The 14,211-nt window shown below is 32.7% G+C and carries 12 protein-coding genes; 6 read left to right on the top strand and 6 right to left on the bottom strand.

Features of this window, described 5'->3' with window-relative positions:
- Positions 1 to 53 precede the first annotated feature (53 nt).
- Positions 54 to 890, bottom strand: a complete 837-nt coding sequence (locus G9F72_RS21095) for a YjjW family glycine radical enzyme activase (RefSeq protein WP_164957617.1) — start codon at positions 888 to 890, stop codon at positions 54 to 56.
- Positions 883 to 2,376, bottom strand: coding sequence for a YjjI family glycine radical enzyme (locus G9F72_RS21100; protein ID WP_164957616.1), 1,494 nt, complete (start codon positions 2,374 to 2,376; stop codon positions 883 to 885). The genes G9F72_RS21095 and G9F72_RS21100 overlap by 8 nt, the downstream gene beginning before the upstream one ends.
- 431 nt (positions 2,377 to 2,807) lie before the next feature.
- Here G9F72_RS21100 and G9F72_RS21105 point away from each other — a divergent pair, with 431 nt between their 5' ends.
- The 3 genes from G9F72_RS21105 (at position 2,808) to G9F72_RS21115 (ending at position 5,100) form a co-directional block, all read left to right on the top strand.
- Complete coding sequence (locus G9F72_RS21105) at positions 2,808 to 3,338, top strand: GNAT family N-acetyltransferase (protein WP_164957615.1); 531 nt, start codon at positions 2,808 to 2,810, stop codon at positions 3,336 to 3,338.
- A 258-nt stretch (positions 3,339 to 3,596) separates the two neighbouring features.
- Positions 3,597 to 3,923 carry a PadR family transcriptional regulator gene (locus G9F72_RS21110; protein ID WP_164957614.1) on the top strand — a complete coding sequence of 109 codons (327 nt, stop codon included), beginning with the start codon at positions 3,597 to 3,599 and terminating at the stop codon, positions 3,921 to 3,923.
- Positions 3,916 to 5,100 (top strand): DUF2812 domain-containing protein, encoded by a 1,185-nt coding sequence (locus G9F72_RS21115; RefSeq protein ID WP_164957613.1) that lies wholly within the window; start codon positions 3,916 to 3,918, stop codon positions 5,098 to 5,100. The genes G9F72_RS21110 and G9F72_RS21115 overlap by 8 nt, the downstream gene beginning before the upstream one ends.
- Before the next feature lie 451 nt (positions 5,101 to 5,551).
- Here G9F72_RS21115 and G9F72_RS21120 read toward each other — a convergent pair whose 3' ends face one another.
- Together G9F72_RS21120 and G9F72_RS21125 are read right to left on the bottom strand one after the other, a co-directional pair.
- On the bottom strand, positions 5,552 to 6,469 hold the full coding sequence (locus G9F72_RS21120; RefSeq protein WP_164957612.1) for a pseudouridine-5'-phosphate glycosidase: 918 nt from the start codon (positions 6,467 to 6,469) through the stop codon (positions 5,552 to 5,554).
- Positions 6,463 to 7,557: a PfkB family carbohydrate kinase gene (locus G9F72_RS21125; protein ID WP_164957611.1), complete on the bottom strand. Its 1,095-nt coding sequence runs from the start codon at positions 7,555 to 7,557 to the stop codon at positions 6,463 to 6,465. Before G9F72_RS21125 ends, G9F72_RS21120 begins: the two co-directional genes overlap by 7 nt.
- A gap of 235 nt (positions 7,558 to 7,792) precedes the next feature.
- Here G9F72_RS21125 and G9F72_RS21130 point away from each other — a divergent pair, with 235 nt between their 5' ends.
- The 3 genes from G9F72_RS21130 (at position 7,793) to G9F72_RS21140 (ending at position 12,015) form a co-directional block, all read left to right on the top strand.
- Positions 7,793 to 8,269 carry an NAD(P)H-dependent oxidoreductase subunit E gene (locus tag G9F72_RS21130; RefSeq protein WP_164957610.1) on the top strand — a complete coding sequence of 159 codons (477 nt, stop codon included), beginning with the start codon at positions 7,793 to 7,795 and terminating at the stop codon, positions 8,267 to 8,269.
- 62 nt (positions 8,270 to 8,331) lie between these two features.
- Complete coding sequence (gene nuoF, locus G9F72_RS21135) at positions 8,332 to 10,227, top strand: NADH-quinone oxidoreductase subunit NuoF (protein ID WP_164957609.1); 1,896 nt, start codon at positions 8,332 to 8,334, stop codon at positions 10,225 to 10,227.
- Between the two features lie 21 nt (positions 10,228 to 10,248).
- Positions 10,249 to 12,015: an NADH-dependent [FeFe] hydrogenase, group A6 gene (locus G9F72_RS21140; protein ID WP_164957608.1), complete on the top strand. Its 1,767-nt coding sequence runs from the start codon at positions 10,249 to 10,251 to the stop codon at positions 12,013 to 12,015.
- Between the two features lie 189 nt (positions 12,016 to 12,204).
- Here G9F72_RS21140 and G9F72_RS21145 read toward each other — a convergent pair whose 3' ends face one another.
- Both G9F72_RS21145 and G9F72_RS21150 read right to left on the bottom strand, forming a co-directional pair.
- Entirely contained in the window at positions 12,205 to 13,146 is a 942-nt protein-coding gene (locus G9F72_RS21145; RefSeq protein ID WP_164957607.1) for an alpha/beta hydrolase, read from the bottom strand.
- Positions 13,147 to 13,667: 521 nt separating this feature from the next.
- The gene (locus G9F72_RS21150; RefSeq protein ID WP_224676203.1) at positions 13,668 to 14,042 is read right to left on the bottom strand and encodes a hypothetical protein; all 375 of its coding nucleotides are present in this window, start codon (positions 14,040 to 14,042) and stop codon (positions 13,668 to 13,670) included.
- Positions 14,043 to 14,211: the final 169 nt, after the last annotated feature.

Below are 14,211 nucleotides of genomic sequence, written 5' to 3' on the forward strand. Positions count from 1 at the left end.
ATTTGAATAAATAGGCTACCATACTGACTTATTATTTACTTATTTGTGTCTAACTATACCACAACTACATTTCTGCACCCATTATGGTTGACTGTCTCGACCAGTTTCCTCATAATTTCATCATTAGGTGTATAACTGTTTATCATATCAAGTCGAACACCAATTTGCCTGTATTTTATAAGTTTATATCTTATATCCGGATTTAAGATCGCGATAAGCTTGCTGATTTTATCTACATTGTTATAGTTATCTAAGACTTCTGGTACAATAACCGTTCTAATTTCATAAATTTTATTTATCTTTGCTAAATATTTTACATTTTCTATGACAGTGGCGTTTCCCATACCCGTAAGCCTCGTATGCTCCTCATTATTATAGGCTTTTATATCTACCATTGCCATATCCATAACGTCCACTAGCTCCTGATGGTCCCATAGTGGCACCGAACCATTAGTATCCATAAAACATGTTAACCCCATCTTTTTAACTTCTCTAAAAAGATTGGTTAAAAACTCACTTTGAAGGGTACACTCACCACCTGAGACTGTAATTCCAGATATGAAAAATTTATTTTTCTCTATCTCTCCCACAACTTCTTCTACAGTCATGCTTTGTGCTTTAGGTGAACTATTCCTTTTGCAAACCTTTAAACATTCATCACATTTACTGCAGGCTGTTTTATCCCATACTATATCAGAGCCCTTGAATTGTAGTGCGCTATAATGGCAAGCGTTCACGCAGGCCCCACAATTATTACAAACATTTATAGTTTCCGGATTATGACAATAAGAGCAATTGAAATTGCACCCTTGCAAAAATATAGCAGTCCTATTTCCTGGCCCATCCACAGAGCTGAAGGGAATAATTCGATTAACTAGTCCCTTAATCATTTTTTCTTATTTTTCGGTCATACACCTTTTGATTAAGAACAGCCCCAAGTCCTAATGTCACTGTATCCTGTAGCACCTGCTGTCCCTTTTGTAATTTTTCCATTTCTGATCTTTTAACAAGATATCCTGTAATTCTTATTACATCGCAATCTGTAGAATATGCTGAAAAATATCTCATTTGCTGTTTAAAAGCACCTTTGATAATATCTAGCACATACTCCGGATTACTTTTAACTGTACTATCAAAATTAAATATATCACCAATTCCCGAAGGAAAAAATTTATGAAATTTAGCTGCCTCTACTATATGCTGAGGAAGCTCCGGTTCATCCCCAATTGGAATTCTACATCCTGGACTTATCCCCATATCAGTATCAATACCCACTTGAGCATGTAATAAATATTTACCTTTAGATATAGTGCAGTTATGGTCATTGTGTTTATTAACCTCATCTTCTAACTTTTCAATAATCTTATAACCTAGATCATTCGCAATTTTCCCATGTCCAAATCTATTTTCTAGTTTAGAAGCGTCAATAAAATAATTCACACATTCTGCTAGTCCAAACATGCCAAACATAGCAGTAAAGTTATCTTTATGGATTAATCCTTCTTTTACCAAGAAATTAGTTTCAAAGAACCCGCTTTCCTCTACTAAAAATCTAATCCTTTCTTTCATATAACCAGCCATTTTCTCTACTGCATCCGGCAATGTTACATTTATAAATTCATCTTGATTTTTTGCTTTTTTAGCAAGTCCAGCTAAATTTAATCTAGATAGTGTGTAGCTTCCCCCACCTATTGTTAATCCATTATAGCAACTGGCTATAGCGTAGTTTCCATCAAACTCCTTAGAGAACATCTCATGGTTAGCAAAACTTGGTTTTGCAGTTATTAGTGCAGTATTAATTGCATCAATAGCAAAATCATCTGAGGTATCAGTACTATATTTTAAAGTTAGGTTAGGAATTGCATTTTGCAATTCTCTTTCTGCTCTTAATATCAATCTTCCTGCTTTACTATCTTTTGGTCCTATATTTGCATGGCAAAATGAATCTGTTATAGTTCTATCTATATGTGTTAAAAATAATTTTATAGCGTGAAAAGCTTCTTCTTCATTAACCACAAAGGGTTCCAAAAGTAAATCAATATTTCCTATATATACTGGAAATGAAGAAATTGATGGTACATGATTGTATAATATTAATAAATTATTTGTAGCCTCCCAAATATCCGAAGGTGGCGTAAGGCCTAAAAATTCACTTCCATTTTTCATAAACTTTTCGTAATTAGGTACTATATACCTAGGTCTATAAGGTGCATGTCCTTCAAAAAGATCACATATTATTCCCTCATCACGAAGGAGTTGAGTACTTGGTTTAATATTTAGAACATCTATACTATTTTCTGCCGCTCTTGCAAGAGTTAGTACCTTTTGTTCATAAGTTAGGGTCCCATTTTTAATAATTTCTAAAATGTTGTCCATTATAACACCATCCATTTAAATTATTTTAACCGCATTTTCAAATGGGTTGTTTAACATATAAGTATTTTAAATAATTATATGTTGTTAATTATATTTTATATTTAATCTCTTGTTTTTGCAAAGTTTTTCTATGTTAATCCATAAGAATTATTTTATAAGTATAATTATGGTTAGATACCGCTATTTTACTGGTAGGATACATGGCAATAAGTAATGATATATTACACGAATTATTGTAATTTATGTTATTATTAGTATATAAGTAAACTATAATTTAGTAGACACTTAGTGCATGTTTTTGCAGAGGCCACAAGAAGTGTTAATTGGTTCAGGTGTGATAGTTCCGAAGGAACATAGAGAAACTTTATTTGATTTATCAGATGGAATGTTACAACTTATATAAAAACTAATAAGAATGGGGGAATATATCAGTGATAGAAACGACACGTCTTTATATAATTGATGCAATAGAAGCGGATATTGAAACTATTATTAATTTGGAAAATCATAAGGACAATCGCGATTTCATATGGCTTGGTACATATGAGGCGCATAAAGCTGAAATTGAAGATAAAAACCACTTACTTTTTGTATTTAGACAAAAAGAAGATAATTTTATTGTTGGATTTGCATTAATTAGATTAGATTTTAAATCTGAAGTCTTTGAACTGAGAAGAATTGCTATTTCTAATAAAGGAATAGGATATGGCAAGGAAGTTATGTCTGCATTATTAAAATATGCATTTGAAGAAATAAATATTAATCGTTTTTGGTTAGATGTATACCCTGATAATATCATAGGAATTAAACTTTATGAAGGGCTTCTAATGCATCGTGATGGAATTCTAAGGCAGAACTATAAATCTGAAAGAGGTTATTTGGATCAAATCATATATTCTATGCTAAAAAATGAATATTTTCAAAATGTCATAGAAAATGCAACAAAAATTAGCCAGAGTTAGTACCTTTTATATTATTTAATAATTATATTTATAATTAATTACTAAATACATACATCCATATTTATAGGATGCATTTATAATCATTAATGAAAAATTATGTAAGAGTAGATAGATAAAAAGTTTTTTTGATTCTGCAGACAATGTATGTAAACTCTGTTTTAGGATTTACAATTATATGGTGATGTGATATAGTCTAATTATAGTATGTCACATCGTTACATGTCATAACTAGACTTAATGCAAATAAGGAGTGTTTATATGGATAAGCTAATTAAAACTTTCCTGCCTATGACTGAAACAGCTTATTATATTTTATTATCATTAACGGAGCCTAGACATGGTTACGCCATAATACTACATGTTGAAGACATAACAAATGGAAGAATTAAGTTAGGTTCAGGAACAGTTTATGGAACCCTTACAAAGCTACAGAATAAGGGAGTAATTTCAATTTTTTCTGATGAAAAAAGACGTACCGTCTATGAAATAACTGAAGTAGGGAAAAAACTTATTCTTGCAGAAATAGAGAGAATAAAAGAACTCCATGAAAATGCAGTAAGATTTGAGGGGGATTTTTATGAGTAAGAGGGTATTTAGACCATTCTGGAGCCTTGATATTATAGAAACTGAAAATTGGTTATGTGAAATGTCAGCTAAAGGTTATTCCTTAAATAAGATTGAAGATATAACTAAAGTATTTGTCTTCGAAAAAGGCGAAATGAGCAGAGTACACTTTAGCATTTGCCGTCATAAAACAGGGATTAATGTTGCTTCGCAATCATTACTTACAAGCGGATGGTATAGTGTTTACACAAATGGAAAATGGACCATACTAGCAAATGAAAATGATGAATCTCAAATAAAAATACATCCTTCAAGAGAAAGTCTACTAAGTAGAAGTCGTATTATAAAATACTCTATAGGATCACTATTGACGTTGTGGTTAATGATGTCAATAATGCCAATGCTTTTACTTACCGAATTACTTTTTAATTCTCACAATGTTTCTTCGAATGTTACTTATATGCCAGGGGCTAAATTATCAATAATATTAATTTTATTAGTTTTAATATTATTAGTTTACATTATGATAAAACTTAATAAATCAGATAAAAAGCTTCATATAGAAAATGGTGCAGATTTAAATCTGAGCTTTACAATACCTAAAGACACAATAATAGATTATAAAGCAGAAAGAAAACTGCGTAAAGATGGAAAAGCTATTAAGAAAATTAAACTAGGTTGGTTTTATTCTCCAGATAAAACAGAAGAATGGCTTGAGAACATGGAAATGAAGGGTTATAACCTATATAGAATGAGCAGATCAGGTTCTACTTTTCACTTTATGAATGGAGAACCAAGAAACGTTAAATATTCTTTAGATTTTCAAATTACTGTAAATGACAGCTATTTTGAAATTCATAAGACTAACGGGTGGAAAATGATATTTACAAGTTTTTCAAGTTTTACAAAACATACATTATGGGGAAAAGAATATTCAGATGAAAAGCCAGCTTTATACTCGGATAATAGTCATATAATAAAACATGCAAAAAAGCAATGTATGGTGTATTGCATGTTATTTACTCCCTTAATTATAATGTATTTATTCATAATCGGCTCAAACATAAAAATGTATTTAGAAGGTTTCCCAATAATATGGCCAACATTAATAATATTTTCGGTATGCATAATTGAATTTGGATACTTTGTTATAAAATCTTTAGGCTACTATTTAAGAACTAGAAAGAGATTTACTTAAGAAGAAATTTTAAAATGCCTTTGTAAAATAAAATGTTTTATATTAGATGGAGGAGATAAAATATTCTTATACGCGATATGATTTTACCTAGGTATATGTAGTTTCAGCATTTTATCGAAAACGGAATGGTTACAACAAATTGGGATGAAGTTGATTTGCCTAATATAGTTATAGTATTTAAATAATAAGTATGAACTCTCTCCATAGTTGCTTGCAATAAGAAGCGAAGAAACATTGAAATCCCATTTAGAGATTATTCTTTTGCTAATAGAAAGATTCTCGTAAGCTTCCACAGGAAGTGGAAGCTAGCGAACCTGAGGCAGGACAACCAATGTGAACGCTAGAGAATTTTCTATTCGTAAAAGATTAGAATTTCTTAATGCGATTTTCAGTTTCAAGCTCTTATTTCAAGGCACGCATGGGAACCTTCATAGATTACTTAAACTACTCCTTACCCAAGCTTAGCAAGTTCCACAGCTATTTGTGCTCCAACTTTAGCATTATTATATACTAATTGAATATTTGAATCTAGGCTATCTCCACCAGTAAGCTCTTTAACTTTTCCAAGTAAGAACGGTGTACTTTCTTTTCCTTTAATTCCTTTTTCATCTAGTTCTTTTAAGGCCTTAGTTATAGCATTAGTTATAACATCATAATCCATCTCATACTCCACTGGAATTGGGTTAGCTATAACCATGCCACCATTTAATCCTAAATCCCATTTTGCCTTTAAGGCTAAAGCAAGTGTGTCCGCTGAATCTATACGATAATCTACTCCAAACCCACTTTTTCTAGTATAGAAAGCAGGAAGTTCATCTGTACCAAATCCAACAACTGGAACACCTTGAGTTTCTAGATACTCTAAAGTTAGTCCTATGTCTAAAATAGATTTTGCCCCTGCACAAATTACAGCAACACTCGTATGTGCCAATTCTTGAAGATCTGCTGAAATATCAAAAGTCTGCTCTGCTCCTCTATGAACTCCACCTATACCACCTGTAGCAAAAACCTTAACCCCTGCAAGTGCAGCAATTATCATTGTTGATGCTACTGTAGTGGCTCCGTCTGCCTTATTGGCTATTATAAAAGGAATATCCCGTCTACTGGTTTTAATTACATTTTTACCACTTCCAAGTATTTCTATTTCCTCTCTAGTTAAACCTACCTTTAGTCTTCCATTAAGAATTGCAATAGTAGCTGGTACTGCTCCATTTTCTCTTATTATTTCTTCTACCTTGAGTGCTGTCTCAACATTTCTTGGATAAGGCATTCCATGAGATATAATAGTAGATTCTAAAGCCACTACTGCTCGCCCTTCTTTTAATGCCTTTGCAACCTCTGGTTTAATATCTAAGTAATTTGTTAACATAATCCTATCTCCTTCATCTTCGTATTTATATTTTCTACTGATATGTTAGGGTTAATAGTATTTTCATGAGACAGAGCGAGTATTGCTGCACTCATAGAAAATCCGGTGCTGTATCTTATATCAAAATCATTGAAATGACTATAAGCTAAAGCTGCCAAAAAAGCATCCCCTGCTCCTGTTGCATTAACTACATGTATCTTGGGACTTCTTATATGATTAGAATTAATCCCATCATCATAATACATACCTTCCTCCCCAAGACTTATAAACACTCTTTTAACTCCTTTTTGTAAAAAGTAATTTGCTACACTTTTTAAATCGTTTTCATTGTTTATTTTAATACCTGATAACATTTCAGCCTCAAGCCTATTAGGTTTAATTGTATGAAAATAACCAATGAAATCCTTTACTTTTTTAGCTTTAGTTGTAGACACCGTATCTAGGAAAAAATCCACACCCTTATAATTAGTTAAAATATATTCAATAGTGTCCTTTGGAATATTTGTATCAATAATACAAATCTTTGAATTTTCTATTATATTCTTCTTATTTTTAATAAAATCCACACTAACCTTGTCCATAATATCCATATAGGCTATTGCTACCATCATATCTCCACTACCATCTAATATTGATAAATATGTGGAAGTAGCATGTTCACTTAAAATAAGGGAATCTTCCATATTAAGATTAATTAATCTTGACTCTTCTAATATTTTCCTTCCATATACATCATCACCTACTGCACTAATAAGCTTAGTTTCTATTCCTAATTTCACTAGGTTTTCACCAATATTTCTTCCCACACCTCCAAAGGAAACTTTTACCTCTCCTGGATTAGAGTCCTTTAATATTAAATCATTATTCGGAAACCCCTGAATGTCAATATTAGTTCCACCAACAATACTTATATAGGGCTGTTCACGTAGGATATAACCCTTACCCACAACATATCCTTTTTTTAGTAAATTACTAATGTGAACCGCCACACTGGAACGTGTAATTCCTAAGGAATCAGCTAGTTCCTTTTGGGAAATCATAGGATTTTTCTTGATCAATTCTAAAATTTCTTGCTCTCTATTTGTCATAGCCCTCTCCTTAATATATGTTTAGTAGATAAACATTAGCTTATTCATATTCTATCATATATGTTTTTGTTTTCCAAGTGAATTATGTGAATTTTCATAAAATAATCAAAATTCTTTTAATGTCACAATAGGATATTCATTTTAAAATTGCAAATACTATTAGTTGATATGAGTAAAAAATATATATTGTGCTATATGAATTAATTGCCCCAGAGAATAGCAAGGAGGTTTTATAGTGTGCTTAGAAAATTTATCTAATGAAAAATTTAAACAACTAGAGGATTTTATAAAAACCGTTCCTAATGACCGTAGTTCTTTAATCGAAGTCTTACATAAATCGCAACAAATATTTGGCTATCTTCCTAACGAAGTTCAGGATTTCGTTGGAGAAAAATTACATGTTCCTACAGCCTCAGTATACGGTGTTGTAACCTTTTACTCCTACTTCACTACAGTTCCAAGAGGTAAATATGTTATAAACATATGCACTGGAACGGCTTGTTTTGTTAGGGGAGCTGCTGATATATTAGGTGAGTTTGAAAGAAGGCTGAGCATATCTGCTGGAGAAACTACCCCGGATAAAAAATATACTATTGAAACACTTAGATGTGTAGGTGCCTGTGGACTTGCTCCAGTAGTAACAGTTAACGGTAAAGTTTTTGGTCATTTTAAAACCAATGATGTAATTAAAATTTTAGAAATGTACTCATAATAGGAGAATTATAGCAATTTATAATTGTTATTTTCACTAAAAAAAAGCGAGGAGGATATGCCTTGAATAAAATCAATTCTTTTGAACAACTTGCGAAAGCTCATGAGGATTTTACGCAATTATTAAAGCTCAGAAAATTCTCACATGAGCAAGAGATAAGCGTAGAACATACTAGATGTAAGCGTGAAATACTAGTTTGTGGTGGAACTGGGTGCCAATCTGCTGATAGTTCACTCATTATTGATAACTTGAACGCAAAGATAAAAGAGTCAGGATTATCTCAGGAAGTAACAGCACATGTAACAGGTTGCTTTGGATTTTGTGAAAAAGGTCCTATTGTAAAAATAGATCCTGACAATGTGTTTTATGTTGAAGTAAAACCTGAGGATACTGATGAAATAGTGCAGCAGCATTTGCTTCATGGTAATGTAATTGAAAGATTATTATATGAGGAACCAACTTTGAAACAAAAGGTTAAAAGGCAAGACGAAATATCCTTTTATAAAAAACAGAATAGAATTGCACTTAGAAACTGTGGTCTTATTAATCCTGAAGATATAAAAGAATCAATTGCTGAGAAAGGTTACATGGCCCTAGGCAAAGTTATTACTACAATGTCTCAGGATGATATTATTAAACTAATCTCTGATTCTGGACTTCGAGGACGTGGTGGCGGTGGTTTCCCTACAGGGAAAAAATGGTCTTTTGCTAAAAAATATGAAGCTCCGCAAAAATATATCATATGTAATGCAGATGAAGGGGATCCTGGTGCTTTTATGGATCGTTCCATACTAGAAGGGGATCCTCATAGTGTATTAGAAGCTATGGCTATTGCGGGATTCGCCATAGGTGCCTCCCTAGGTTATATATATATAAGAGCTGAGTACCCACTCGCAATTGATAGACTTAAAATAGCTATTGAACAGGCTCGCGCTTGTGGTGTTTTGGGTAACAATATCTTAGGAACTAACTTTAGCTTCGATGTGTACTTAAAATATGGTGCAGGTGCCTTTGTGTGTGGAGAAGAAACTGCCCTTATAAAATCCATTGAAGGATATCGTGGAGAACCCACAAATAAGCCACCCTTCCCAGCTGAAAGTGGTCTTTGGGATAAGCCTACAAGTGTTAACAATGTAGAAACCTTTGCATGCATCCCCGCCATTATAAATAAAGGTTCAGAATGGTTCAGCTCTATAGGAACAAAAACTTCTAAAGGAACCAAAGTTTTTGCTCTTGCAGGCAAAATCAATAATGTTGGTCTCGTTGAAGTTCCAATGGGAACTACACTCCGAGAAATCATATATGATATTGGCGGTGGCATTAAAAATGGACGTGAATTTAAAGCCGTTCAAACTGGTGGCCCTTCTGGAGGGTGCATTCCAGCTTCTCTTTTGGATACACCAATAGACTATGAATCACTAAATTCTATAGGCTCCATGATGGGCTCTGGTGGGATGATTGTAATGGATGAGGATAACTGCATGGTGGATATTGCAAAATTCTATCTCCAATTTACTTTAGAAGAGTCTTGTGGTAAATGCACTCCTTGTAGAATAGGCAATACTAGATTGTACGAAATAGTAGAAAAAATAACAAAAGGTAGAGCTACCGAGCAAGATATAGCTAATTTGAAGGAGCTTGGTCAAATTATAAAGGATACATCTCTTTGTGGCCTTGGCCAAACCTCTCCAAATCCTGTTCTAAGTAATCTAAAATATTTTGAAGAGGAATTCAATGCTCATGTACGAGATAAACACTGTCCTGCTGGAGTATGTAAAGAATTATTAATGTATGAAATAACAGACAAGTGTATAGGTTGCACTCGTTGCGCTAAAATTTGTCCCGTTACCTGTATACATGGAAAAGTTAAAGAGCTCCATGTTATTGATCAAAATAGATGCATTAAATGTGGTTCATGCTATGAAGTATGCCCAGTAGATGCCATAATCAGAAAATAAAACTTAAGAGAGGTGAAAACTTTGAATTTAGTAACTCTAACTATAAATGATAAAAAAATTGAAGTAGCAGAGGGCTCTTCTATTTTAGACGCAGCTAAAAGTCTTAATATTCGCATACCTACCTTATGTCATTTTAAACTTCATGATGACAAAACTATAAATGATCCTGGTTCCTGCAGAGTATGTGTAGTAGAGGTAGAAGGTCGCAGAAATTTAGCTCCTGCCTGTTCCACTCCTGTTGCTAGCGGAATGGTTATAAAAACTAATTCTATAAGGGCAATAAAAGCACGTAGAGCAGTAGTTGAACTCTTTCTTTCTAATCATCCTAAAGAATGTTTATTATGCGAAAAAAATCTTCACTGTGAACTTCAATCACTAGCAGCAGAAATGGATATACGCGAAATTAGATATGTTGGTAAAATGTCTCATTATCCAACAGATAATTCAAGTTATTCAATTATAAGAAATCTTGATAAATGTATTTTATGTAGGCGCTGTGAAACTATGTGTAATGAAGTTCAAACCTGCAGAGTTTTATCTGGAATCAATAGAGGTTTTATAACTAACGTAGCTCCTGCTTTTAATGCACCTATTGCTGAAACGAACTGTACTTTCTGCGGTCAGTGTGTTGCAGTATGCCCAACTGCAGCTTTAACAGAGGTTAACTTTACACCAAATGTTTGGGATGCTATAAATGCTAAGGATAAAATAGTGGTAGTACAAACTGCACCAGCTATAAGAGCGGCTCTTGGAGAAGATTTTGACTTAGAACCAGGTACAGTAGTAACTGGTAAAATGGTATCAGCTCTACGAGCCCTAGGATTTGATTATGTTTTTGATACAGACTTTGCAGCTGACTTAACTATAATGGAGGAAGCTAGTGAATTTGTACATAGGCTAGAACATGGTGGTACCTTACCTATGCTCACCAGTTGCTGCCCAGCATGGATAACCATGTTAGAACACGACTACCCTGAAATGTTAGATATTCCTTCAACTTGCAAATCGCCTCATCAAATGTTTGGAGTTATAGCTAAAACATATTTCGCAGAAAAAATGAATATAGATCCTAAAAAAATGGTAGTAGTATCTGTTATGCCTTGTCTTGCCAAAAAATATGAAGCTGCAAGAGATGAACTAAAGCATGATAATTTAAGAGATGTTGATATTGTAATAACCACTAGGGAACTCGCAAAAATGATTAAAGAGGCTGGTATTGACTTTAATTCTCTTGAGGATGATGATTTTGATAACCCACTGGGAGAATCCACAGGAGCCGGAGTTATCTTTGGAGCTTCCGGAGGGGTTTTAGAAGCCGCTGTCCGCACTGCTTATGAGTGGATTACAGGTGTTACCGGTCCAGCATTACAGTTCCACTCTATTAGGGGGCTTGAAGGCAGTAAAAAAGCAACTCTTAAAATAAAAGACACCGATGTAAATGTAGCAGTAACCAATGGCCTAGGTAATGCCAGAAAATTACTTGAATCTATAAAAAATGGTGAATCTACCTACCATATAATAGAGATCATGGCATGCCCAGGTGGTTGCATTGGTGGCGGAGGCCAACCATATATTTACGGTAATAGTGATATTCTTAAAAAGAGAGTAGAGGCTATTTACAGTGAAGATGATAATAAAGTCATAAAAAAATCTCATGAAAACCCTTATATTCAAAAGCTCTATAGTGAATTTTTAGGGGAACCTTATGGTGAAAAAGCTCATGAGCTACTTCATACTCATTATGTTAATCGAAAATATCAAAAGATGAAACAATATGAACCTAAGTAATATTTCAAAAAAAATTAATGGCTTACCACTTGTGATGATGTAGTAAGCCTATTTAATATCTTTCTACTATTAATAGAATTATAAATTTCTTTAATATAAAAAAATGATAATTTTATACTTAAGTATTTTATCTTAGATTATGCTAACAATATATCCTTTTAGTTATAGCATAATTTAAGAAAAAATTGATTAACTTATATTGTTTTTTAAATGAGCGTTAAGCCATATTATTACATCCTTAATTACTTCTTCCCTATTAGTCTCGTTAAGCATCTCATGTCTTCCATCTTTATAAAGCTTATAATTTAAATCCACCACTCCATGTTGTTTATAAGTTTTAACCAATTTTAGAACACCCTTACCATTTTTTCCTACGGGGTCTTTAGCTCCTGAGAATATATAAATAGGTAAATCTTTAGGAACATTTTTAATTTCCTTGTTGTCTGCTATACTCTTAAGTCCACCTAAAAAATCATAGAAAAATCCCGCTGTAAACACCGTCCCACAGAATGGATCATCTATATATTTATCTACTTGTTTGTTATCCCTACTTAACCAATCAAAAGCTGTTCTATTTGGCTTAAAGGAATTGTTATAGCTTCCAAAAGATAATTTATCTAATTTTTTACTTTTGCCAGCTCTTCCAATTTTCTTGATCTCGCCCTTTGCTATTAGCCTTGCTATATCTATAGTAATTCCCTGTTTACCACAGGATCCTGAAATAATTGCGCCCTTTAATTCACTTCCATATAAACAAATATATCTTTGTGTCAAGAAAGATCCCATACTATGGCCAAATAAAAATATAGGTAAATTGTGATTTTCTTCTTTAATTCTTTCATTCAGTTGATGCATATTTTCAACCATTGAATTAAAGCCATCCTCACCTAAGTCTCCTAATTTGGAAGCTTCACCTGCAGTTTTCCCATGCCCTCTATGGTCATTAGCATAAACAATAAAACCCTCATTTGTTAAAGCCCTTGCAAAGCCTTCATACCTGGCCGCTGTTTCTGCCATTCCATGGGCTATCTGAACTACCCCCTTAACCTGTACATTCTCATCTGGTAGCCATTTGTATACAAATATTTCTAAGTCACCCTTGTCCACAATCTTAAAATTTTCTACTTTCATAACCCCAGCCCCCTATATTTTTTTATAAAAATGCTTATATTAGCCACAAAATTATAATTCATAGCAATTTTATCACACTATATCTTATCTATATTTTTTGATATTATTAAATCCACTCGTGACCTTATAACCACCTTTGCAATCTTCATACACTACTAATGTAAGTCTACACCATTTTTGTAAAACTATAAAGATTTATTCTTTGTTTTCCATCTACCAAATCGTGGACATGCACTGCATTTGCGCGATCTTTTAAAAACCAACTAATTAGTATTCTAATTTTTTTCAGATGACTAGTATTTTTTTATTTTTTTTATAATAGGTCAAATTTTAGACACAAAAAACCACACTTAATAAATCTATCGTTAGACAGATTTGTTAGTGTGGCCCTCATTTCTCTTAGCCATATTTCATGTTTACTCTCACTAAAATTATATCACTAAATTATACATTTGCAAAGCAATATTATTTAAATTCTAAAATTAATATTATACTATAGTATATTGAAAATATATAAATGCTTATTTTTCCAGAGCTTTATATTCTACCTCTATATATTTATCTTCATCGTAAAATCTTTCTGTTTCCCCATAAATCCTTATATTTGTTTGTACAGCATTTTCAGCAATATATTTTGCAGTATTTATAGTTGCAATAATAGTTGTATCTGCTACAACCGCAGTTATCGCTGCTGTTATTTTTGTAGTTTTCCCCACCATTTTAGAAGCTATTGTACTATACTTCTTCGTGCTTACAGCTAATTTCTTACTACCTGATTTTTCTGCAATAGCAGATATAACATTACCCGTTACCTCAATGCTATGCTCAGCGGTATTTCCAACTAATTTTCCAGCACCATATATTATTTTTCCCACCATTGTCATCATCATCACCATACCTATATTTAATACTCTTATATAGTGTCACCTGACCTAATAGTATTATACCATATTTTTCAAAAATTATTGGTTAATATATTGTATCTGTATTTATAATGAAACTCTATAATCATGAAGGTTCTCCATGTAGGAGTAAGGCATATAGTACCTAATAAGTTTTACAGAA

The organism is Clostridium estertheticum (assembly GCF_011065935.2).
In the GTDB taxonomy this organism is placed as follows: domain Bacteria; phylum Bacillota; class Clostridia; order Clostridiales; family Clostridiaceae; genus Clostridium_AD; species Clostridium_AD estertheticum_A.